This is a genomic window from Tsuneonella mangrovi (assembly GCF_002269345.1).
Taxonomy (GTDB): Bacteria; Pseudomonadota; Alphaproteobacteria; order Sphingomonadales; family Sphingomonadaceae; genus Tsuneonella; species Tsuneonella mangrovi.
Genome location: NZ_CP022889.1, coordinates 421960 through 443383 on the forward strand (window position 1 = coordinate 421960; position 21424 = coordinate 443383).

At 63.6% G+C, this 21424-nt stretch carries 20 protein-coding genes; 5 read left to right on the forward strand and 15 right to left on the reverse strand.

Annotated features, from left to right (window positions below; all coding sequences use genetic code 11):
• Positions 1–16 precede the first annotated feature (16 nt).
• The 4 genes from CJO11_RS02035 to CJO11_RS02050 form a co-directional block, all read right to left on the reverse strand.
• The gene (locus CJO11_RS02035; protein WP_095011215.1) at positions 17–1462 is read right to left on the reverse strand and encodes a M48 family metalloprotease; all 1446 of its coding nucleotides are present in this window, start codon (positions 1460–1462) and stop codon (positions 17–19) included.
• Positions 1463–1603: 141 nt separating this feature from the next.
• The gene (locus tag CJO11_RS02040) at positions 1604–2551 is read right to left on the reverse strand and encodes an acetyl-CoA carboxylase carboxyltransferase subunit alpha (RefSeq protein WP_095011216.1); all 948 of its coding nucleotides are present in this window, start codon (positions 2549–2551) and stop codon (positions 1604–1606) included.
• Positions 2552–2562: 11 nt separating this feature from the next.
• The gene (locus tag CJO11_RS02045; RefSeq protein ID WP_095011217.1) at positions 2563–3441 is read right to left on the reverse strand and encodes a tyrosine recombinase; all 879 of its coding nucleotides are present in this window, start codon (positions 3439–3441) and stop codon (positions 2563–2565) included.
• Positions 3441–5333: a hypothetical protein gene (locus tag CJO11_RS02050; RefSeq protein ID WP_095011218.1), complete on the reverse strand. Its 1893-nt coding sequence runs from the start codon at positions 5331–5333 to the stop codon at positions 3441–3443. Before CJO11_RS02050 ends, CJO11_RS02045 begins: the two co-directional genes overlap by 1 nt.
• A gap of 218 nt (positions 5334–5551) precedes the next feature.
• Here CJO11_RS02050 and CJO11_RS02055 point away from each other — a divergent pair, with 218 nt between their 5' ends.
• Genes CJO11_RS02055 through CJO11_RS13250 form a run of 3 tightly spaced genes read left to right on the forward strand, consistent with a single transcriptional unit; the run spans position 5552 to position 7455 of the window.
• On the forward strand, positions 5552–6121 hold the full coding sequence (locus CJO11_RS02055) for a shikimate kinase (protein ID WP_095011219.1): 570 nt from the start codon (positions 5552–5554) through the stop codon (positions 6119–6121).
• Positions 6112–7221, forward strand: coding sequence for a 3-dehydroquinate synthase (gene aroB, locus CJO11_RS02060; RefSeq protein ID WP_095011220.1), 1110 nt, complete (start codon positions 6112–6114; stop codon positions 7219–7221). The genes CJO11_RS02055 and aroB overlap by 10 nt, the downstream gene beginning before the upstream one ends.
• Positions 7222–7281: 60 nt before the next feature.
• Positions 7282–7455 (forward strand): hypothetical protein, encoded by a 174-nt coding sequence (locus CJO11_RS13250; protein ID WP_169829099.1) that lies wholly within the window; start codon positions 7282–7284, stop codon positions 7453–7455.
• A gap of 46 nt (positions 7456–7501) precedes the next feature.
• On the opposite strand, the gene CJO11_RS02065 is transcribed toward CJO11_RS13250, so the two are convergent.
• The 9 genes from CJO11_RS02065 to CJO11_RS02110 all read right to left on the reverse strand — a co-directional run bounded on the left by CJO11_RS02065 (position 7502) and on the right by CJO11_RS02110 (position 16552).
• On the reverse strand, positions 7502–7768 hold the full coding sequence (locus tag CJO11_RS02065) for a hypothetical protein (protein ID WP_205651088.1): 267 nt from the start codon (positions 7766–7768) through the stop codon (positions 7502–7504).
• A 184-nt stretch (positions 7769–7952) separates the two neighbouring features.
• The gene (locus tag CJO11_RS02070) at positions 7953–8324 is read right to left on the reverse strand and encodes a tRNA-binding protein (RefSeq protein ID WP_095011221.1); all 372 of its coding nucleotides are present in this window, start codon (positions 8322–8324) and stop codon (positions 7953–7955) included.
• Positions 8324–10375 (reverse strand): acetyl-CoA carboxylase biotin carboxylase subunit, encoded by a 2052-nt coding sequence (locus CJO11_RS02075; protein ID WP_095011222.1) that lies wholly within the window; start codon positions 10373–10375, stop codon positions 8324–8326. The genes CJO11_RS02070 and CJO11_RS02075 overlap by 1 nt, the downstream gene beginning before the upstream one ends.
• A complete protein-coding gene (locus tag CJO11_RS02080) occupies positions 10376–10552 on the reverse strand; it encodes a hypothetical protein (RefSeq protein ID WP_169829118.1) in 177 nt (58 codons plus the stop codon). It lies immediately after the preceding gene.
• A gap of 89 nt (positions 10553–10641) precedes the next feature.
• Positions 10642–11655 carry a biotin synthase BioB gene (gene bioB / locus CJO11_RS02085; protein ID WP_095011224.1) on the reverse strand — a complete coding sequence of 338 codons (1014 nt, stop codon included), beginning with the start codon at positions 11653–11655 and terminating at the stop codon, positions 10642–10644.
• Between the two features lie 6 nt (positions 11656–11661).
• The gene (locus CJO11_RS02090) at positions 11662–11943 is read right to left on the reverse strand and encodes a hypothetical protein (protein ID WP_095011225.1); all 282 of its coding nucleotides are present in this window, start codon (positions 11941–11943) and stop codon (positions 11662–11664) included.
• The gene (gene scpA / locus CJO11_RS02095; protein ID WP_095011226.1) at positions 11940–14189 is read right to left on the reverse strand and encodes a methylmalonyl-CoA mutase; all 2250 of its coding nucleotides are present in this window, start codon (positions 14187–14189) and stop codon (positions 11940–11942) included. The genes CJO11_RS02090 and scpA overlap by 4 nt, the downstream gene beginning before the upstream one ends.
• Before the next feature lie 19 nt (positions 14190–14208).
• Entirely contained in the window at positions 14209–14658 is a 450-nt protein-coding gene (gene mce, locus CJO11_RS02100) for a methylmalonyl-CoA epimerase (protein WP_095011227.1), read from the reverse strand.
• A 358-nt stretch (positions 14659–15016) separates the two neighbouring features.
• The gene (locus CJO11_RS02110) at positions 15017–16552 is read right to left on the reverse strand and encodes an acyl-CoA carboxylase subunit beta (RefSeq protein ID WP_095011229.1); all 1536 of its coding nucleotides are present in this window, start codon (positions 16550–16552) and stop codon (positions 15017–15019) included.
• 108 nt (positions 16553–16660) lie between these two features.
• Here CJO11_RS02110 and CJO11_RS02115 point away from each other — a divergent pair, with 108 nt between their 5' ends.
• Positions 16661–18067, forward strand: a complete 1407-nt coding sequence (locus tag CJO11_RS02115) for a helix-turn-helix domain-containing protein (protein WP_095011230.1) — start codon at positions 16661–16663, stop codon at positions 18065–18067.
• Here the strand turns inward: CJO11_RS02115 and CJO11_RS02120 are convergent.
• A complete protein-coding gene (locus tag CJO11_RS02120; protein WP_240504522.1) occupies positions 18064–19149 on the reverse strand; it encodes a cytochrome c oxidase assembly protein in 1086 nt (361 codons plus the stop codon). The two genes, CJO11_RS02115 and CJO11_RS02120, sit on opposite strands and share 4 nt — an antisense overlap.
• 50 nt (positions 19150–19199) lie before the next feature.
• Entirely contained in the window at positions 19200–20219 is a 1020-nt protein-coding gene (locus tag CJO11_RS02125) for an NAD-dependent epimerase/dehydratase family protein (RefSeq protein WP_095013160.1), read from the reverse strand.
• Between the two features lie 81 nt (positions 20220–20300).
• Between CJO11_RS02125 and CJO11_RS02130 the strand changes: the two genes are divergently transcribed.
• The gene (locus CJO11_RS02130; protein ID WP_095011231.1) at positions 20301–21422 is read left to right on the forward strand and encodes an NAD(P)/FAD-dependent oxidoreductase; all 1122 of its coding nucleotides are present in this window, start codon (positions 20301–20303) and stop codon (positions 21420–21422) included.
• The last annotated feature ends 2 nt before the right edge of the window (positions 21423–21424 follow it).

Here is a 21424-nt window from a genome sequence, read left to right on the forward strand (position 1 = left end):
ATCGGTATGTGCGCGCTTAGCTCGCGCGGACGACGATCTTCACCTTCTGACCCGGCGTGACCCGATCGCTCGAAGAGAGCCCGTTGAGAACGCGGAAACGTTGCTCTTGTGCGTTAGTGTAGGCCATCCGCGCAGCTAACGACTGCACGGTGTCGCGCGAACCAACCGTCACCACGGCGATCTTGCGCGGAACCACGCCCCGCGCTTCCGCATCGCTGATCTTGCGAAACGAACGAAACATCGGGTTGAACACCCCTGCTCCGCCAGCCTTGGTTACCGTTACGAAGTGATAAGCGCGATTGGGCGCAAACTCGTAAGCGAATACCGTTACATCGACTTGCCCGCCGCTGGTGTTGGCACGCGCCGTCCCGTAAGCCGCCGCCAGCCCGTTGACCGTCGCGCGCTCGACGCTCGCGGGTACCACCTTCTGCTGCTGGCTGACGTTCGCGAACACTTGCCGCACATAACTGTCCAGGTTGCCGCTGTAAGGCGCGTAGCTGAATTGCGCTTGCCCGCTCTGGCCGTTGATCGAAACGGCCTGGGTCCCATTGACCATGTAGAACCCGCTCGGTGCGGAAAATGTCAGCTTGAGAGCCGGCTGGATGAACGCGCTTCCTTCGATCACCCCTTGTGCCGGATCGTCCCCATAGAGCAGCCCATCGATGCGGCTGAGGAACAGGTCTCGATCCGTCCGCCCGGTCGCCGTGCCCGCCCGCTGGAGCGCAGCTGCCACGCGACTTGCCGGATCGGGATGGGTCGAGGCCCATTCGGGGATCGTCGCGTTGCTGCGACCTTGTAGCTGTGCGTCGAGCGCATTCTGCGCGGCGAGATCTGTCAGCAAAGTTGCCATTGCGTGCGGATCGTATCCCGCCTTCACCAGATACTGCTGCCCGAGGGTGTCGGCTTCCAGTTCCTGGCTGCGCGAGAACTTGAGCGTGAAAGCCTGCGACAACTGCTGGCTCGCCTGGCTGGCGAGTTGCCCCAGTTGGCTGTTGCCGAGAACGGCCCCGGCCAACACCGACCCGAGCGCACCGAGTAGCGAATTCTGTGTCGCGGTTTGTTGGCGGCGCTGCGAGTGCCGCGCAGCGACGTGCGCCACTTCGTGACCGAGCACTGCCGCCAGTTCTGCCTCGTTGTTCATGAGGTTCACGAGTTGCCGGGTGGTGTAGATGTACCCGCCGGGGATGGCGAATGCGTTGTTGACCGAGCTGTTGAGCGTCGCGACGTGAAAACTCGATCGCGTATCGCCCAACCCCGACTGGACGGCGATGTTCTGGCCAACTTGTGCGATATAGGCGGCTTGTGGCCCGCTCATCGCGCCGCCGAACTGGTCGAGGATCTGCTGGTTTGCTTCCGCGCCCTGTTGCGCTTCGGCTGCAGTGATTGGTGTCGATGCGCTCGGGATCGGGCCACCCATCGTCGCGCATCCGGTTAGCGAAAGCGCGGCAAGCGCCATGGTCATCGTGCCCGCAGGCACGCGATTCGTGCGGTATTTCGGCATAAGTCTCCCCAGATTATGCGCGCTGGCCCCACCGCCGACGCCGGTTGTCTCTCTCCATTCTTCCAATCGTCGGCCTATGCCGATCGTTCCCGGCAGCGAAATTCAGTTCCCGCCGATTGTCAGGAATCGCTCTTCGCGCAGGCGACGCAGCGCGTCGGCCGGCAAGCCCACCAGCGCGTCGAGCTCTTCGCCGATTGCCTCGCCCAGCGCTTTGGCCGCACTTTCCGGGTCGCGATGCGCGCCGCCGATCGGTTCCGGAACGATCCGGTCGATCACTCCGAGCCGTTCAAGGTTCTGCGCGGTCACCTTCATCGCTTCAGCCGCATCGGGTGCCTTTTCCGCGGTGCGCCACAAGATCGACGCGCAGCCCTCGGGCGAAATCACCGAATAGACCGCGTGTTCGAACATCAGAACCCGCTCTGCACTGGCGAGTGCAACCGCGCCGCCAGAGCCGCCCTCGCCGACGATGGCGGAGACCATCGGCACCGGCAGCGCGAGGCACGCCTCGGTCGAACGGGCGATTGCTTCGGCCTGCCCGCGCTCCTCTGCCTCGATCCCGGGAAACGCCCCCGAGGTGTCGACCAGCGTAACCAGCGGTAGGCCGAACCGGCCCGCCAGTTCCATCAGGCGGATCGCCTTGCGGTACCCTTCGGGCTTTCCCATCCCGAAGTTGTGGCGAATACGCGATTCGGTGTCGTGCCCCTTCTCGTGCCCGATCAGCACGACCTTGCGACCATTGAGCGTCGCTAGCCCGCCCATGATCGCCTGGTCATCGCCGTAAAGGCGGTCACCCCCGAGCGGCACGAAATCGTCGAATGCAAAGGCGACATAGTCGCGGAAATGCGGTCGCTTGGGATGGCGTGCGACCTGCGTCTTCTGCCACGGAGACAGCGCCGCATAGGTGCTCGCGAGCAAGTCCGCGCTCTTGGTTTCAAGTCGGGCAAGCTCGCCGGAAATATCCACGTCGTCGCTGCTGGAAGCGGCCCGCAGCTCCTCGATCCGCGCATCAAGCTGCGCGACCGGCTTTTCGAAGTCGAGATAGGCAATCATTGTGCGCGGCGCTAACCCGCTTCGCGAGCGCGTGCAAGCGGGTGGCGTTCGTTGACCAGCGCGACGAGCCGCGCCGAATCGACGTGGGTATAGATCTGCGTGGTCGCGATATCGGCGTGACCGAGCAGGGTCTGCAGCACACGCAAGTCCGCCCCGCCCTCGAGCAAATGCGTCGCGAACGCGTGGCGCAGCACGTGCGGACTGACCTTCTCCGGCGGCAGCCCTGCGCGCACTGCAAGTTCCTTCAGCAATTGGAAAAGGCGCACGCGCGATAAGTGTTTGCCGCCGCGCGAGGGAAACAGGAACCGCCCCTCGGGCCTGACCGCGATCCACTTGGCGAGCGCCGCTTGCGCGCGTTGGCTGACGGGGACCATCCGTGCCTGTCCGCCCTTCCCGGTCACAGTCAGGAAGGGCGCGTCGCGCGGAACGGCGGAAAGCGGCAACGACACCAGCTCGGTCGCGCGCAAACCGGAGCCGTAAAGCATTTCCAGCAACGCAAGCATTCGCGCGGTGTGCGGTTTGCCATCGGCAGTTTCTTGCTCCGCCCTCGTCAACAAGGCCTCGACTTGTGCATGCCCAAGAATCTTGGGCAAAGGTCGGCGGGTCGCCGGGCGCGGCAACGCAGCGCTCGGGTCGTCGGTGCGCACGCCCTCGTCCACGAGGAAACCGTAGAATTGGCGCAGGGCGGAGGCTTTGCGCGCTACGGTGGATGGGGAGAGACCGCTCCACGCCTGCCCCAGGCGGGCGAGATCGTTGCGATCGGCACCCGCGAGATCGCCAACCACTTCGCCGGCATGTTCAAGATCGCGGCGATAGGCTGAAAGGGTATTGGCCGCGGCTCCCCGCTCGGCGGCGAGCATGGCGAGAAACTCGTCGATCCGGGCCGTCATCAGCCCCGTGCGACGGCCTCTGCCGCAATCATTCGCGCCTCGGCCGAAAGGCCCACGCGGTCGAGCGCCGATACGATATGGTAGAGCGCGCGCGGGGTCATCTGGTTCCACCCGCTGCCTTGCATTCCGACACCCGCCAGAAGTGCGACGAGTTCCTGGTTGCGGACCGCAGCCGCCTTGTCGATCAGCCCGCTCCACTTGGTTGGTGTGTAGAGGTCAATGTCGAGATCTTTCGCGAGCGAAGTTGCTGCCTGCCGGTCGATTCGACCGAGCCCGGCAAGGCCTGCCAGCAGGAACTTCGCCTTGCGATTACCTGAGCTCGAATCCTTGTCTGCGAACGTGCTGACCGAAGCCGGCTCGACCTGGCCGTTGTATTGCGGCGCTGAGGTGACCAGCAAAGCCCACGCCTCGGTACCCTCCTGCACCACGCCACCCCAGCGCTGCGCGTTGCGGTCGAGCCCGGCAGTCAGCATCGAGGCGAGCAGCGGGGCGGCATCGTCGGCGTAATTTTCGCTGGGGTCCATCCGCGCCGCGGCATAGGCCGTCAGGACAAGGCGGGCGTAATCGATCGAGCTACTCGAGCCCCACAGCGTCTTGATCGCCTGCAACCGGGTGTCGGCGTCCGCCCCGACATAAGCCTGTCGCAGCATTCTCGCCGCCCCGGCCGCATCGCTGTCCTGATCGGTCCCGTCATCGGTATGGAGTTGGGAATAGAGATCGATCATCGCCCGAGCCGAGAGAATTCCCTGACGTCCTGCGAGATCGGCCGCTGCAATCCGCGCCGGAAGCCCGAGCATCGGCGCGGTCGCGGTTGCCTGCTGGTAATACGCCCCGGCACCATCAAGCAGCCGTTGCGGAATCTCCTCACCCACAGCATTGGCCAACGCAAATCGCCATGGGGTCAGCTTGGTGACGCCGTCCCACTCGATTGTGACGGCAGATCGCTGTTCTCCAGCGGCCCCGGCGAACCTTTCCGCGAGGAAAACGTCGATCGGATCAGCCCCACCGCGAAACCTGATGCCCCTAAGCTCGTTTCGGGCGGCCAAAGCCTCTCCGGAATAGGCGTTGCAAATCGCCTGGAGCATTTGCCATTCGCCGTCCTTGCGCCGCGAGCTCTGCAGTTCGACCGCAGGGCATGCACCCACAATATCGGCGGTTCCGACATAAGCTTTGATCGCCGCATTCGTAAGATCGGGAGTCCAGTTCGCGGTGTCGACATCCTGCGCCACAGCGCGCGCAGCGGCGAATTCGCCCATCCTGTCGAGCAGCGCAATCCGCATTGCCGCGAATTCGGCGGGGTCCATTGCTTTCGGGGCAGCAAGGCGGCTCGCCAGCGCCCGGCGCAATATAATATGGCCCCAGCGCGAAACCATCGGCCCCTTGTTGCCTTCGATCGCTGCTCTCACCAGCTGCGCCGACTGATTGGCGAGCGACTGGGTCGGCAGGCCGCCTTCACTCGGTGCCAATACCCCAACTTCCGCCATCGAGCGCCGCGCGGCCGAAGGAATATCCACCTTTGGCTTCAGTCCGAATATTTCATCAAGCTGGTCCGGAGACATCGCCTCGAGTTCGTCGAGGCTCGGCAACTTCCCGCTGGCAAGCCGCGCGAGATCTTCAGGAGTGAGCAGGCTGCCGTTGGTATCGCCGTTGCCCGGAACCGGTTGAACAACCGGGCTGGCCGAGGTTGCCGGTGCGGACGAAACCGTTGCCGGTCCCTGGGTCGGTCTCACGGCTGGCGCAACCGGGCGTGGCTGCGCCTTTGGTGTAGGGGTCGGCTTCGGCTCGTCGAATCCGGGCGGGAGCAACGATTCGGGTGCTTCCTGCGCCGCCGCAAGGGCCGAAACCAGCGCCAGCAGGCCGGCACCAACGCCGAGGGCGAGCGCGCGCTTCACGATGCTTCACCCGGCACAGGCACGGATTGCACTATCTGCTGGAGCGGTTGCTCACCGCCATCGACCCACGCATATGCCAGCACAGCGGCGGCAATCGCCCCCGCAACCCACACCATTCGTTTCCTGCTTGCCTGCACTTGTGTGCAACCCTTTACCTTACTGCGCTCGCACCCGTCGGTGGTTGCGCCAGCCCTAGCCCATCTATAGGCGGAGCGGCAATGCATCCCGAACCCTCCACCCCGGGCAAGGCCGAGATTGCCGCGATTGCCAACCGGATCGATCGACCGATCGTGCTTGTCGGCCTGATGGGCGTGGGCAAGTCGACCGTCGGGCGCAAGCTGGCCGGGCTGCTCAATTCGGACTTCCGCGATGCGGACCAGGAGATTGAAGAAGCCGCGGCGATGACGATCCCCGAGATCTTCGAACAATTCGGCGAAGCCTATTTCCGCGACGGGGAGCGCCGCGTGATCGCCCGACTGGTCGACGAAGCGCACGGGGTGATCGCGACCGGCGGTGGAGCGTTTATCAACGACGAGACCCGTGCACTGATTCTCGACCAGGCGATTGCGGTGTGGATCGATTGCGAGATCGAAACGCTGGTCGAACGGACGAGCCGCCGGGACACCCGCCCGCTGCTCAAGGACGGGAACCCCCAAGAAATTCTCACTCGCCTCTATCGTGAACGCGAGCCATTCTACAGCCAAGCACCGATCCGGGTCACGAGCTCGGACGGGCCGCAACACGATACGGCGATGGCGATACTCGAGGCAATCGATCGATGGCTGTGATTCCAGTCGAACTGGCGGGGCGGGAATATTCCGTCCATGTCGGCTACAACCTGCTCGACGGTGCGGCGCGACTTGCGGCGGATTTTATCCGCAAACCGCAGGTCTGCGTGGTTGCGGACGAGCGGGCCTACGAGTTGCACGGACGGCGGCTCGAGAGTGCATTGATGGAAGTCGGCCGCGATGTGGCGTGGTATCTCGTCGCACCCGGAGAGGCTTCCAAGAGCTGGTCCAGCCTCGCCAAGCTGACCGAATGGCTGCTCGAAAAGGAAGTCGAGCGCGGCGATCATGTGTTCGCCTTTGGCGGCGGCGTGGTGGGCGACCTGACCGGATTTGCCTCTGCGATACTCAAGCGCGGCTGTGGGTTCGTCCAACTGCCGACGACATTGCTGGCGCAGGTCGACAGCTCGGTTGGCGGCAAGACCGCGATCAACACCAAGATGGGCAAGAACCTCGTCGGCGCATTCCACCAGCCATCGCTGGTCCTGGCTGACCTCGGGACGCTGGCAACGTTGCCGGTTCGCGAGCTGCGCGCGGGCTATGCCGAAGTGCTCAAGTACGGCGTGCTGGGCGACCGCGAATTCTTTGACTGGCTGGGCGATCATTCGGCGGAAGTACTGTCGCTCGACCACGCGCCGCTCGAACACGCAGTGGCTGTCAGCGTTGCAGCAAAGGCGCGGATCGTCGCGGAGGACGAACGCGAAACCAGCGGGCGACGCGCCTTGCTCAATCTCGGGCATACTTTCGGACACGCGCTCGAGGCCGAGACCGGTTTTTCCGATCGCTTGCTGCACGGCGAAGCGGTGGCGCTGGGGATGGTGATGGCTGCGCGTTATTCGGCACGGCTCGGGATGATCGGCAACGACGATGCCGATGCGGTCGAGCGCGCGGTCTCGCTTGCCGGGTTGCCCGCGCGGATCGGAGAGCTGGAACTTGCCTGCGATGGCGCAAAGCTTGTTGCTCACATGCGGCACGATAAGAAGATGGACGCAGGGACTTTGCCGTTCATTCTGCTCGATGGAATCGGCAAGGCAGTGGTGAAGCGCGACGTCGCACTCGACGATGTCGCCGCGTTCCTCGACGAAGAGCTACAATTTGCCTGACACCTCGCGGAAACCTGGCTAACCGGTCTCACCTGAAACCAGAACAACACGGGGGGATCCATGTCGGTTGCCGAAGCCGCGCCTGAAGTAGAGCCCGAAACGGTCGAATCGGTCGTTCGCGACGACCGCGCCTTCCTGGGCCACCCGAAAGGGTTGGGTTATCTCGGCTTCGTCGAGGCGTTCGTGCTGTTCAAGCTGTTCTTGTCGCGACACTTGCTTCACGGGGCCGCATAGCCAGTCCCGCCCCGATGTAGCGGTTTGCTGCGCGGTCAGGCAGGCGTCAGCTGATCAGGCGATCGCGCTTTCCGTCGATAGGCGTGACGTTGCTGTCGGCCAGCGTGACGCTCTCACGCATCTGGTCGAGTTCGGCAAAGATCCGTTCGATTTCGACCCGCTTCTCGAGCATCAAATGGGCTATGCCCGGTGCCAGGCTGTCACCTTCGCCGATCTTGCCGAGCAGCGCGCACAGGTCGCTCAGTGCCGCGTCCTCGGGCACCTTGAAGAACTGTCCGCGATTGTCGAAAAATCCGATACCCTTGTGCGCCATGAAACACCTCCATCGTGTGTATCCGGACCCGCACGGCGACTCTCGTGCCCCGGGGCGGAGCATGGTCACTTCGCAATTTCGCCTGTGAATTTAGTGTGAACCGCTGATTCGCACCAAGCGCGGTAACCACGATAGGGTCATTTCGACACAGCTTCGTGCGGAAATGTTTCTTTATGATCGCTGTCTAAAACAATCGCGATCCATCGGGCACTTTTACGTCCGGTGCGAACAACACAACCTCTCCGGCCTGGTCGGCAAATCCCAGCGTGAGCACTTCGGACATTGCCGGCCCGATCTGCCTTGGCGGGAAGTTGACCACCGCGGCGACCTGCCGCCCGGGAAGCTCGCCGATGTCGTAGTTGGCGGCGATTTGGGCACAGCTCTTCTTCAAGCCGATCACCGGGCCAAAATCGATCTTCAGCCGGTAGGATGGCCTCCGTGCCTCGGGAAACTCCTCTGCCGCCACGATCGTACCGATGCGGATATCGACCTTGAGGAAATCGTCGAACGCGATTTCGGGTGCAGCTGGTGCAGAAGGATCGTGGGTGACGTGCATTATTCGAGCTCGAGGATGACTTCGTCGACCGCGAGGCTGTCGCCCTGCGCAGCGTTGATCTTGGCTACCTTGGCGGTCTTTTCGGCGCGCAGGATGTTTTCCATCTTCATCGCTTCGACGGTTGCGAGTGGCTGACCGGGCTGGACCTCGTCCCCCTCGCCCACGTGTAGCGCGACCAGCAGGCCCGGCATTGGACAGATCAGCAGCTTCGAAAGGTCCGGCGGCACCTTCTCGATCATGTGGGAAGCAAGCGGCGCGACGTGCGCGGGGAGTATCCGCAATGCGTGCCTCGCCCCACGCGTCGTGATTGCATAACCGGTTCGGGTCGGCTCAAGCTGAAGCCCGAAGGTGTCGATCGGCTCCGCATCATCGTCGTCCGCATCGGCAAATAGCGCAACCTCGACGAAGCGTTCGCCGGGGGTGTACGCCATTTCGATCGCCACGGGATCGCCGTTCACGGTAATCGCGTTTTCTTCGAGGCTCACGGCATAGTCCGAACCGGCGATCGTCACCGACCAGTCGCCTGGGGGCGGCATCGAGCCGTCGAGCTGACCGTCGATGCGCCGCGCGCGGTCGGCATCGAGCGTCGCGATCACGCCGCCGACTGCCGCCAGCACCCCGGTTAATTGCTCTGTTGCAGGCGCGCCTTCGAACCCGTCGGGGTATTCCTCGGCGATGAAGCCCGTGGTGAGTTCCCCGGCGCGGAAGCGCGGGTGCTGCATGATCGCGCTGAGGAAATCGACGTTGTGGCCCAGCCCTTCCAGGCGGAACGCGTCGAGCGCGTGAACCTGCTTGTCCGCCGCTTCGTCGCGCGTCTCGCCCCAGGTGACCAGCTTGGCGATCATCGGGTCGTAGAACATCGACACCTCGCCGCCTTCGAACACGCCATCGTCGACGCGCACGCCATCAACCCCGCGCCGCCCGTTTGCCGAGCCATCATCGGTCCAGCCTTCGACCGGCGGCTGGTAACGCACGAGCCGCCCGATGCTCGGCAGGAAGCCGCGATAGGGGTCTTCGGCATAGACGCGGTTTTCGATCGCCCAACCGTCGATGCCGATGTCGTCCTGCGTGAACGGCAGTTTCTCGCCGGCCGCGACGCGGATCATCTGCTCGACGAGGTCGATCCCGGTGATCGCTTCGGTAACGGGATGCTCCACCTGCAGGCGGGTGTTCATTTCGAGGAAGTAAAAGCTTTCGCCGGTCGGATCCGCACCGGAGACGATCAGTTCGACCGTGCCCGCGCTGAAGTACCCCACGGCCCGCGATAGCGCGACGGCCTGCTCGCCCATCGCCTTGCGCATCTTGGGCGTGACGAAGGGGCTCGGGGCTTCTTCGACCACTTTCTGGTGACGGCGCTGGATGCTGCATTCGCGCTCGTTGAGGTAGAGGATGTTGCCGTGCTTGTCGCCGAGCACCTGGATTTCAATGTGGCGCGGATCCTCGATGAACTTCTCGATGAACACGCGATCGTCGCCGAACGAGTTCAGCCCTTCGCGCTTGGTTGCCTCGAAGCCTTCCTCGACATCCTTGTCATTCCAAGCGAGGCGCATGCCCTTTCCGCCGCCGCCCGCGCTGGCCTTCATCATCACCGGATAACCGATCTCGTTCGAGACCTTCAGCGCCTCTTCGGTGGTATCGATCGCATCTTCGGAGCCGGGCACGGTGTTGACCCCTGCCGCCTTGGCGAGCTTCTTGCTCTCGATCTTGTCACCCATCGCAGCGATGGCATTGGCGGGCGGGCCGATGAAGGCGATCCCCTCCGCGTCCAGCGCCTCGACGAAGCTCGCACGTTCGGAGAGGAAGCCGTAGCCCGGATGGACAGCCTCGGCCCCGGTGTCCTTGCACGCCTGGATGATCTTGTCCGCCAGCAAGTAGCTTTCGGCAGCAGGCGGCGGGCCGAGATGCACCGCCTCGTCCGCCATCTGCACGAATGGCGCACGCGCATCGGCATCCGAATAGACGGCGACCGTCTTGATGCCCATCCGGCGGGCGGTCTTGATGACCCGGCAAGCGATCTCGCCGCGGTTGGCGATGAGGATTTTTTTGAACATTCAGAAACCTTGCTGCTGAAGTGCGGTCAACAATTCGGATGCGCCGATTGCCAGCCCACCTGCTGCAATCGGAAGCAAGAAAATTGCTACGACCACGTTTGCCCAGAATTTGCCGGGATTTTCAGTCCGAAATTGTGGAGTCTCGATCGTATCCCGAAACGGATTGGTGAGCGCCATTACATAGTCCCGTGTCTTGGCCACCCAGAGCAACCGCACAAGATACCAAAGCAAGCCAAGTCCTGCGCATGAAAGGAAGGCACCCCAAATCACCCCACCACCTCCACTTCCCGACCAGCCCGCATCGGCTCCTCGCCCTTGAGCGCGGTCAGCCCCAACTTGGCGAACAGCGCGGCGTCGCTGTCGTCACCCGCGTTGGGGGTGGTGAGCAGCTTGTCGCCGGTGAAAATCGAGTTCGCTCCGGCGAGGAAGCACAGCGCCTGGGCCGCCTCGCTCATGGACTCGCGCCCGGCGGAGAGGCGCACCATGCTGAGCGGCATCGTGATCCGCGCCACCGCCACGGTGCGGACGAACTCGATATCGTCGATCTTCGCCAGCGGCGTATCGGCCAGCATATCGCCCAGAGGTGTACCTTTCACCGGCACCAGTGCGTTGACCGGCACGCTTTCGGGATGTTGTGGCAGGGTCGCGAGCGTATGGACGAAGCCCACTCGGTCCTCGCGCGTTTCACCCATGCCGATGATCCCGCCCGAACAGACATTGATGCCCGCGCTGCGGACATTGCCCAGCGTATCGAGCCGGTCCTCCATCGTGCGGGTGGAGATCACGCGCTCGTAATACTCCGGGCTGCTGTCGATGTTGTGGTTGTAGTAGTCGAGCCCGGCCTCGGCGAGCTGATCGGCCTGTCTCGGGGTCAGCATCCCCAGCGTCATGCAGGTTTCCAGCCCCATCGCCCGCACGCCCTTCACGATCTCGACGATCTTGGGCATGTCGCGATCCTTGGGATTGCGCCAGGCGGCACCCATGCAAAACCGCTGGCTGCCCGCATCCTTCGCCTGTGCTGCGCGCTGGAGCACTTCCTGCGCGTCCATCAGCTTCGACGCCTTGAGGCCAGTGTCGTGGTGCGCAGACTGCGCGCAATAGCCGCAATCTTCCTCGCACCCGCCGGTCTTGATGCTGAGCAGCGTGCAGAGCTGCACCTGCTCCGGCGGATGAAATTCGCGATGGACCGTGGCCGCGCGAAACAGCAGCTCGGTAAAGGGAAGCGCGAACAGCTCCGCGATTTCCTCGCGCGTCCAGTCGGTGCGGATTTGGGAACTCATTTTTGCTTAGTGCTCCGTGTCTTCACAGAAATTCAGTCCGTTGCCGGCAGGTTTGCAATTCAATCCGCATTCGTAGTCCCCACTCAGCAACTGCCCATTTTTCTGCTTTGACAATTTCGCGAGTTCGGCATGTGCCGCATTGCGGCAGCTATCGAGCGACCTGAAGGTCCCGATCTGCTTGGAATTGCTTGGCTCGGAGCCGTCGGGATAGACCCATCCTTGCCAGACATGCTGCTTCCCACACCCAGACAGCAGCAATGCAACAAGGATGGGGGCGACAAGCTTCACTCCGCCGCCTCCAGTTCATCACCCGCAGGCGGCATATTGTGGCCCAGCAGGCGCAACATATCCGCTGCGCATTCGACCACGTTCGAGCCTGGGCCGTAGATGCCCTGCACCCCGGCGCGCTTGAGGAAATCGTAGTCCTGCGGCGGGATCACTCCGCCGGCAACGACCTTGATATCCGCCCGCCCCGCTTCACGCAGGAGGTCGATCAGTTCGGGGATCAGCGTCTTGTGCCCGGCGGCGAGGCTGCTCGCACCGATCGCATCGACCCCTTCGGCGAGCGCCATGTCGCGGGTTTCCTCCGGCGTCTGGAACAGCGGGCCACTGACCACGTCGAAGCCCATGTCGGCAAACGCGCTGGCGATCACGTTCGCGCCGCGATCGTGCCCGTCCTGCCCCATCTTGGCGACCATCAGCCGCGGCTTGCGTCCGAGCCGCCGCTCGACCGCAGCCACGCCCTCGACAACCTGCGCATAACGGCTGTCACCCGCGTAGGCGGCGGCATAGATGCCCTTCACCGGCTTGGGCATGGTGTCGTAGCGGCCGAAGGCTTCTTCCATCGCAGCGGAAATCTCGCCCAGCGTCGCGTCGCAGCGCGCCGCCTCGACCGCGCGGGCGAGCAGGTTGACGTTGCCGAGCCGCTCCATCTCCGCGATCACCTTGGGAGGCAGCGGCACCCCGCGCTCGTCGTAGGGATTGTCGAGCGCCGCACGGTGCGTCTTCACGTCGACAGACGCCGCTTCGGTCAGTGCCTTGAGCGCGGCCTGGCACGCGGCCTCGTCGCGTTCCTCGCGCACCCGCTTGATCCGGGCGATCTGCGCATCGCGCACTGCATGGTTGTCGACCTCGAGCGTTTCGATCGGGTCTTCCTCGGCCTTGCGATACTTGTTGACGCCGACGATCACCGTCTCGCCCCGGTCGACGCTGGCCTGCTTGGCTGCCGCGCTTTCCTCGATCGCCGCCTTGGGCTTGCCGGTGGCAACGTAGGCGGTCATCCCGCCCGCTGCCTCGACCTCGGCCAGCAGCTTGCGGGCTTCGTCGACCAGCGCAGCGGTGAGGCTTTCGACGTAGTAGCTTCCGCCCAGCGGATCGGCGACATTGCAGATGCCGCTTTCCTCCTGGATCACCAACTGGGTGTTGCGGGCGATGCGGGCGGAGAAGTCGGTCGGCAGTGCGATCGCTTCGTCGAGCGCGTTGGTGTGGAGCGACTGCGTGCCGCCCAGCACCGCCGCCATCGCTTCGATCGTGGTGCGGATGACGTTGTTGTAGGGGTCCTGCTCCTGCAAGCTCACCCCGCTCGTCTGGCAGTGCGTGCGCAGCATCTTGGACTTGGGATTCTTCGCCCCAAGCCCATCCATCACGTCGTGCCACAGCGCACGGGCGGCGCGCATCTTGGCGACTTCCATGAAGAAGTTCATGCCGATGCCCCAGAAGAAGCTGAGGCGCGGCGCGAAGGCATCGATATCGAGCCCGGCATCCATTGCTCGGCTAGCGTATTCCTTGCCGTCGGCGATGGTGAAGGCAAGTTCCTGCACCGCCGTCGCCCCGGCTTCGTGCATGTGATAGCCGCTGATCGAAATGCTGTTGAATTTCGGCATGTTGGCCGAGGTATATGCGATGATGTCGCTGACAATCCGCATCGATGGCTCGGGCGGATAGATATAGGTGTTGCGGACCATGAACTCCTTGAGGATGTCGTTCTGGATGGTCCCGGCGAGCTTGTCCTGGCTCACCCCCTGCCGCTCGGCCGCGACGATGTAGAACGCCATTACCGGGATCACCGCGCCGTTCATCGTCATCGAGACGCTCATCTGGTCGAGCGGGATCTGGTCGAACAGGATTTCCATGTCGCGCACGGTGTCGATCGCGACCCCCGCCTTGCCGACATCGCCGACCACGCGCGGGTGGTCGCTGTCGTAGCCGCGGTGGGTGGCAAGGTCGAAGGCGACCGAGAGGCCTTTCTGCCCCATCGCCAGGTTGCGGCGATAGAACGCGTTCGATTCCTCGGCGGTCGAGAACCCGGCATACTGGCGGATGGTCCACGGACGGCCGGTATACATCGAGGCATACGGCCCGCGCGTGAACGGCGCGATGCCCGGCACGCCCGGATCGGGCAGCGCCGCGGTGTCGTCGCTGGTGTAGAGCGGCTTCACCTCGACCCCCTCCGGCGTGTGCCAGGTGAGATCGCGCCCCTTCACTTCCTTGTCGGCCAGCGGCTTCCAGTCGTCGTAGGTCGGCTTTTCGGTCATAGCGTGGTCCCCTGCGCGGTCAGTTCGACCAGTGCGCGCCTTCCTTGGGCGTTTCCATGATCTCGGTGAGCATCCCCATCATGTCTTTGGGATGGAGGAAGAAGATCGGGGTGCCGTGCGCACCGATCCGCGTGGGGCCGAGGATGCGCTTGCCCATGTCATCAAACCATTTGCGCGCCTCCTCGATGTCGTCGACCTCGTAGCAGACGTGGTGCTGGCCGCCCGAGGGGTTCTTCTCGAGGAAATTTACGATCGGGCTGTCGGGGCCGAGCGGCTCGATCAGTTCGATCTGCGTGCCGTGCGTGCCGTTCTGGCCCGGGGTATCGACGAAGCAAACCTTCACCCCTTGCGCTTCGAGCTCGAATGGCTTGTGGAACGAAGTTGCGCCCATGACGTCGCGATAATAGCGGATCGATTCCTCGATCGACGGCGTGGCAACGCCAATGTGGTTCAAACGTCCGAGTTTCATTGCTTTCTCATCGATAAGGGATTGATCCAATCACGGAACTGGGGGGACATACGTACAATTACCTCGGTAAGCAGGCTCTCGAAATGGGATGTTCGCTTCGCGCAACTTCTTTTCGAGGCATTCGAGTTTGGCGCTCTTTTTCCCACTTTCGCAGTCAAGTATCTGCCCACCGAGAGCAATCTGGCCGACTGGAGCTCGCTCGGGTGTAGTGTCGAGCTTGACCTGATCTAGCGGAAACCCGCAGAACCTAGCGCCCACAATCGCCGAGTTAAGGTGGTTATCTGCTTCCATTTTCTGGTGAATCCAAATTCCAGATACAGTACCACTCCCGATCAATATCGCCATAAAAAGCAATATTTTAGAGCGGAATATTGTCATGCTTCTTCCACGGGTTTTCGAGCTGTTTGCCGCGTAACTTGCGCAGTCCCAGCGCGATCCTCCGGCGGGTCGAGTGTGGGTAGATCACTTCGTCGATATAGCCGCGCTGGGCGGCGATGAACGGGTTGGCGAAGCGGTCTTCGTATTCCTTGGTGCGCTCGGCGATCTTGTCCGGATCGCCGATGTCCTTGCGGAAGATGATCTCCACCGCGCCCTTCGCGCCCATCACGGCGATTTCCGCGCTCGGCCAGGCGTAGTTGAGATCGCCGCGCAAGTGCTTCGAGGCCATCACGTCGTACGCCCCGCCGTATGCCTTGCGCGTGATCACGGTGATCTTGGGCACGGTCGCTTCGGCATAGGCGAACAGCAGCTTCGCGCCATGCTTGATGATCCCGCCGAGTTCCTGCGCGGTGCCGGGCAGGAATCCGGGCACATCGACGAAGGTTACGATCGGGATATCGAACGCGTCGCAGAACCGCACGAAGCGCGCAGCCTTCTTCGACGAATTGATGTCTAGCACCCCGGCAAGAACCATCGGCTGGTTGGCGACGACGCCCACCGTGCGCCCTTCGACCCGACCGAAACCGCAAATGATGTTGCCCGCATGGGCCGGCTGGATCTCGAAGAAATCGCCTTCGTCCAGCGTCTTGCGAATGACTTCGTGCATGTCATACGGCTGGTTCGCGTTGGCCGGGATCAGCGTGTCGAGGCTATCCTCGATCCGGTCCCATGGGTCGGCGGTCGGCCGCTCGGGCACCGCTTCGCGATTGGATAGCGGCAGGTAGTCGAAGAAATTGCGGGTTGCGAGCAGCGTTTCGATGTCGTTTTCGAACGCGACGTCGGCGACGCTGGTCTTGGTGGTGTGCGTGATCGCCCCGCCCAGTTCCTCTTGCGTGACGACTTCATTGGTGACGGTCTTTACCACGTCCGGCCCGGTAACGAACATGTACGAGCTGTCTTTCACCATGAAGATGAAGTCGGTCATCGCCGGGGAATAGACCGCCCCGCCAGCGCACGGCCCCATGATCAGGCTGATCTGCGGCACCACGCCGCTGGCAAGCACGTTGCGCTGGAACACTTCGGCATAGCCGCCGAGTGATGCAACGCCTTCCTGGATGCGCGCGCCGCCGCTGTCATTGAGGCCGATCACCGGTGCGCCGACCTTCATCGCGGTGTCCATCACCTTGCAGATCTTCTCCGCATGGCGCTTGGACAGCGAACCGCCGAACACCGTGAAGTCCTGACTGAAGACATATACCAGGCGGCCATTGATCGTTCCGCTCCCGGTGACGACGCCGTCGCCGGGGATCTTCTGCGTTTCCATACCGAAATCGACGCAGTCGTGTTCGACATACATATCTAGCTCCTCAAAGCTGCCTTCGTCGAGCAGGACATCGAGCCGTTCGCGCGCGGTCAGCTTGCCCTTGGCGTGCTGGGCATCGATGCGCTTCTGCCCACCACCCAAGCGGGCGGCATCGCGGCGGCGTTCGAGTTCGGCAATATTGGCGGCTGACATGGGCGCTCCCGAATAACTGCGAACTCTCGCAATGGCGGGCACTTGGCGCCAAGTCTAATGTGAAGTTGCAAAGTTGCAAAGTCGAACTTTGCAAACTATGCAAAGCGGATGCCGACCCGTGGCCGCATCTTCGCCGGACAATCGCTGCGCGCACTGCGCCGCACCTCAGCTCTGCGCCAAGGCGATATGGCCGAGCGATTGGGGATCAGTGCGTCTTATCTCTCGCAGCTCGAGAACGACGACCGCCCGCTGACCCCGCGCCTGCTAGAAAGGCTTGCCAGCGAATTCCCGCTCGACTGGAGCGAACCCGCCAGCGACGCACGCGGCACGCTATCCGCCGCGCTAGGCGAAGCGACCGCCGATCCGCTGTTCGCCGAACCGCTGCCCGCCGAAACCCTCACTCGCTTTGCCGAGCAGCATCCCGCCCTCGCCCAGCGGTTCGTCGCATTGCACGAAGCCTATCGCCGCACCGGGCAGCGGTTGGAGATGATCGACGAAGCCCTTGCCAACGACCAGGGAAGCGCGCGCCTGCCGTGGGAGGAAGTGCGCGACTGGTTCCACTTCGCAAATAACTACATCGACCCGGTCGACCGCGCTGCAGAAGCTCTGGCGGCCCAACTATCACGCGGTGCGCCCTCCCCCGGGCTCGAGGCGATCGAGGACCATCTGCGCAGCGCGTTATCTGTCTCGCTGCTCTACGCACACAATCGGGGTTTGCGCGAATTTGACGGGACGATGCGGCACTTGGTGATCGACCCCGGCCTTCCCGCCGAAAGCCGCCGGTTTCAACTCGCTCACCAGCTTGCTGCAATCGCCTTGCGTGACGAAATCGCGGCGGTGGTAGAAGCCGCACACCTGCGCACCGCCGCGTCGCGCCAGCTGCTGTTCGTCGGCCTGAGTAACTACGCGGCGGGCGCGCTGTTGATGCCCTATGAGCGGTTTCGCCGTGATGCCCGCGCGCTGCGCCACGATATCGACCGGCTCGCGCAGGCTTTCGGCACCAGTTTCGAGCAGACCTGCCACCGTCTCTCCACGCTCCAGCGCGAAGGTGCGCGCGGCGTGCCGTTCTTCTTTTGCCGGGTCGACATGGCCGGCAACATTACCAAGCGGCATTCGGCCACCCGGCTGCAATTCGCGCGCTTCGGCGGCGCCTGCCCGCTGTGGATCGTGCACGAGGCTGTTGCAATCCCCGACCGGATCCTCGTCCAGCTGGCCGAAACCCCCGACGGGCTGCGCTACGTTTCGATGGCCAGAGGACTGGTGAAGCCTTCGGGCAGTTTCGACCGAAGCCCGCGCCGCTATGCCGTCGCGCTCGGGTGCGAAACCGAGCACGCGCGCGAATTCATCTATGCCGATGGGCTCGACCTCAAGTCGGACCGCACCGTCACGCCTATCGGGATATCGTGCCGCATCTGCCCGCGCGACGACTGCGACCAGCGCGCGTTCCCTCCCAGCGACCGCCCGATCGCGGTCGACCCGGATCGGCGCGGGGTCGTGCCCTACCGGATCGGCTAGCCGGGTATTTCCCCGGCCATCCCGAAGTCGCGCTGCCGGTCGTGCGGATGGTCGATCACCGCCACTACTGCGACCGCCAGCAGCAGCATCAGGACCGAGAACAGCGACAGGCCGAATGCCATCGCGCCGTTACTGGTCTTGGTGACGGTACCGCCGCGCCCGGTGCGGGTGCGCCGGTCGTCGACCCGCGCCTCCTCGCTTGCCCAGCGGTGGATGACAATCACGGCGGATACCGCGAACATCATCGTGCCCGGGATCCACATCACCAGCCCGCCGGTCTGCTCATCGCTGAGCATCGAGACGTGCCACATATGACCGAGCTCGAGATAGGCCGAATAGAGTGGCATCGTCTTGAAGGTGAGGAACGAGCCGAGGATGATATTGCCAAGCGCCGCCGTCACCACCATCGCGATGCGTGCGCCCAGCCCTGCCCCTTGCGGCGCGGGCCTGCGGTCGAACACTACCGAGAAGAAGATCAGCCCGGTCACCAGCAGGCTGATGTGCCACATGTAGTGGATCGGCTCGTCGAGGATCGCCATGTCGTGCCAGCGCGGGTACATCCAGAAATAGCTGGCAGAGAGAAACAGGATCGTCGCGATCGCCGGGATGCGCAGGAAATCTACTATCTCGCGCAGCCATCCGCGTCCGGCAAAGAACCGCGACACGCCGGGCGGCAATCCGCGCACCACCGCCGCCTGCGGCCGCGAGAGGAACAGCAGCATCGGCGCGATCGTGCGCAGCAGCATGTGTTCGATCTGGTGGATCGCGAAGATATGGTCGGCGACTTCCTCGATCGGCGATATCAGCGCCAGGAACAGCGCGAACAGCCCGCCATAAAATGCCGCGTCACGCCACCTCTCGGCGACCTGTCCGTTGCGGCTGCCACGCCAGTAGATCGCGCCGGCGATGGCGATTCCGATGAGTATCTCCGGGGAGAACTGCCACATGCTCCACGGCGAGGCTCTTGCCTCGACGTGGTCGCCGTGGGCGAGAGCTGGAGCCGACCATGCGGCGAGCATAGCGATGGGGAGCGCGATCCGTTTTTTCACGCGGCCCTGCTGCGCCTCGACGCCGTGTGGCACAACCGCAAAGAATCGCGGCTCGTCGCTGCCGTGCAACGCTTCGCCGACGATCAGGGTTTGACGATCCCATGCGCGGCGAGACTGCGAACGGTGTCGGCAATCGTCCGGTCGGCGGGGATGTAGCTCATTCCGAGCAATTCCTCCGCCCGCTTGCCCGACACGTCGCGCCTGTGGCCAAGCTCGCTCGCCAGCTGCTTGAGGTCTGCGCTGAACGGCCGCAGCAGCTTGACCAGCCAATCGGGCATGTTGCGCTTGGGCAGCTTCCCGGCGAACTCGGGTGCCTCGCGCCGGACAACATCGACCATCTCGCCGAACCAGCGGAAGCTTTCGGATGCCGGGAAACGCTCACCACGCACAGTCGATGCCGGCGCTTCGATCGCCAGCACGTGGATCTTCGCCACGTCGCGCACGTCGACCACGCTGAAACCGACATTCGGGACCATCGGTACCGATCCGTCGAGCACCCGCTTGAGCATCTCGATCGAAGTGGAAAGGTCGTCGTTCGCGACCGGCCCAAGGACCGCGACCGGGTTGACCGAACAGAACGCCATCGAGGGATTGTTCACCGCAACCCAGTCGCGCGCGGCGCGCTCGGCGACTGTCTTTGATTCGATATAGGGTGGCACCCCGGCAGTCAGGTTGGTCCAGTCCGTGTGGTCGAATTGCTCCTGGCCCGGGTGGCCATAAGCAATCGCTGCAGCAGAACTGGTCTGGACGAACCGTTCGATCCCTGCATCGGTCGCAAAGTGCAACGCGCGCAAGGTACCTTCGCGTGCCGGGATCACCAGTTCATCGGCGCTCTTGGGCACCCCGAACGGGAACGGCGATGCAACATGGGCGACCGCATCGCATCCCTCGCAGGCCTCCGCCCAGCCCGCATCTTCCATCAGGTCCGCCTGGAACACCTTGAGACGATCGCCAGCGTCGGGCCAGCGCTCGCGCAGGCGCGGTTCGCTCTTGGGCTTGTTGCGCACTGTCGTGTGGACCGCGTGGCCATTCGCCAGCAACTGGTCGATGACTTCGCCGCCGATGTAACCTGTGCCGCCGGTGACCAGTACAGTTTGTGCCATCGGTGCGATCTCCTTCGCCATCAAACTAGCTGGATCGGTTGCATCGAACAATCTACTCCCTGCCGACTTAGAGGAGTCGCAATGCGTCAGGTCGAAACAATCGTCATTGGAGGAGGGATTGCCGGTCTTTCGGCTGCGGCCCGTTTTGCGCAGCACGGTGAAGTGGTGGTGCTCGAGGGTGAAGATCATCCAGGCTACCATGCGTCCGGGCGCAGCGTGGCGTACTTGCACTTCGGGCTCGGTGACCGGCTGGTGCGTGCGCTTACGGCGATGAGCCTCGAGGCCCTATCATCCGACGGAGACACGCTGGTTCGCCGCCATCCGGCGTTACACATCGTCCGCGAGGACGAGACCGCGCTGCTCGATGCGCTCGAAGATTCGCTCCGCAGCTTTGGCGCTGATTACGAACGGGTCGGGCCTGAGCGCATTGCCGGGATCGTGCCGGTTCTCGACATCGGCGAAGGCGGATTTCGCGAAGCGATCCTCGAACGCAGTGCACTCAAGCTCGATACTGACGCGATGCTGCAAGCCCATGTTCGAGCGCTCAATGCCGCAGGGGGTGCGCTCGAATGCCGGGCAAGGGTGGAGCGGATCGCTTCTGCGGGCAATCGCTGGCAGATCGACACGTCTGGTGCCAGCTACAGCGCCGCACGTGTGGTCAACGCAGCCGGGGCGTGGGCCGACGAGATAGCCGACATCGCCGGTGTCTCACCGATCGGCATTTCACCGCTCCGGCGAACGGTGATCCAGTTTGCCGCGCCCGACGGAGTGGACGTGTCTCCCTGGCCATTCGTGAAGACCGTCGGCGAAGGCTTCTATGTCCTGCCCGAAGGCTCAACCCGACTGCTCGCTTCGCCGATGGACGAGACGCCCAGCGAGCCGTGCGACGCTGCGCCGGAGGAACTCGATATCGCGATCGTCGCGGACCGGGTTATGCAGGCGACCAGCCTCGACATCCGGCGGATCGAGCACAGCTGGGCGGGCCTGCGCAGCTTCGCGCCGGATAAACATCCGGTAGTCGGATACGATCCTGCAGCGCCGGGATTCTTCTGGCTTGCGGGACAAGGCGGTTTCGGGTTCCAGACCTCGCCCGCTCTGGCCGCGGCGGCCGAGGCGTTGCTGTTCGGGCTCGACTGGCCGGAAGAGCTTGCGGCGCTCGGCGTGACGGTGGCCGACATCGGCCCTGCCCGCTTCGCGCGCTAGCC

Coding starts and splice junctions, on each gene's coding strand:
- CJO11_RS02130 (WP_095011231.1), top strand. CDS start 20,301: ATGCGTCAGGTCGAAACAATCGTCATTGGAGGAGGGATTGCCGGTCTT.
- bioB (WP_095011224.1), bottom strand. CDS start 11,655: ATGAGTTCCCAAATCCGCACCGACTGGACGCGCGAGGAAATCGCGGAG.
- mce (WP_095011227.1), bottom strand. CDS start 14,658: ATGAAACTCGGACGTTTGAACCACATTGGCGTTGCCACGCCGTCGATC.
- CJO11_RS02040 (WP_095011216.1), bottom strand. CDS start 2,551: ATGATTGCCTATCTCGACTTCGAAAAGCCGGTCGCGCAGCTTGATGCG.
- CJO11_RS02115 (WP_095011230.1), top strand. CDS start 16,661: ATGCCGACCCGTGGCCGCATCTTCGCCGGACAATCGCTGCGCGCACTG.
- CJO11_RS02075 (WP_095011222.1), bottom strand. CDS start 10,375: ATGTTCAAAAAAATCCTCATCGCCAACCGCGGCGAGATCGCTTGCCGG.
- CJO11_RS02035 (WP_095011215.1), bottom strand. CDS start 1,462: ATGACCATGGCGCTTGCCGCGCTTTCGCTAACCGGATGCGCGACGATG.
- CJO11_RS02070 (WP_095011221.1), bottom strand. CDS start 8,324: ATGCACGTCACCCACGATCCTTCTGCACCAGCTGCACCCGAAATCGCG.
- CJO11_RS02055 (WP_095011219.1), top strand. CDS start 5,552: ATGCATCCCGAACCCTCCACCCCGGGCAAGGCCGAGATTGCCGCGATT.
- CJO11_RS02065 (WP_205651088.1), bottom strand. CDS start 7,768: ATGGCGCACAAGGGTATCGGATTTTTCGACAATCGCGGACAGTTCTTC.
- CJO11_RS02110 (WP_095011229.1), bottom strand. CDS start 16,552: ATGTCAGCCGCCAATATTGCCGAACTCGAACGCCGCCGCGATGCCGCC.
- CJO11_RS02080 (WP_169829118.1), bottom strand. CDS start 10,552: ATGGCGCTCACCAATCCGTTTCGGGATACGATCGAGACTCCACAATTT.
- CJO11_RS02045 (WP_095011217.1), bottom strand. CDS start 3,441: ATGACGGCCCGGATCGACGAGTTTCTCGCCATGCTCGCCGCCGAGCGG.
- aroB (WP_095011220.1), top strand. CDS start 6,112: ATGGCTGTGATTCCAGTCGAACTGGCGGGGCGGGAATATTCCGTCCAT.
- scpA (WP_095011226.1), bottom strand. CDS start 14,189: ATGACCGAAAAGCCGACCTACGACGACTGGAAGCCGCTGGCCGACAAG.
- CJO11_RS02125 (WP_095013160.1), bottom strand. CDS start 20,219: ATGGCACAAACTGTACTGGTCACCGGCGGCACAGGTTACATCGGCGGC.
- CJO11_RS13250 (WP_169829099.1), top strand. CDS start 7,282: ATGTCGGTTGCCGAAGCCGCGCCTGAAGTAGAGCCCGAAACGGTCGAA.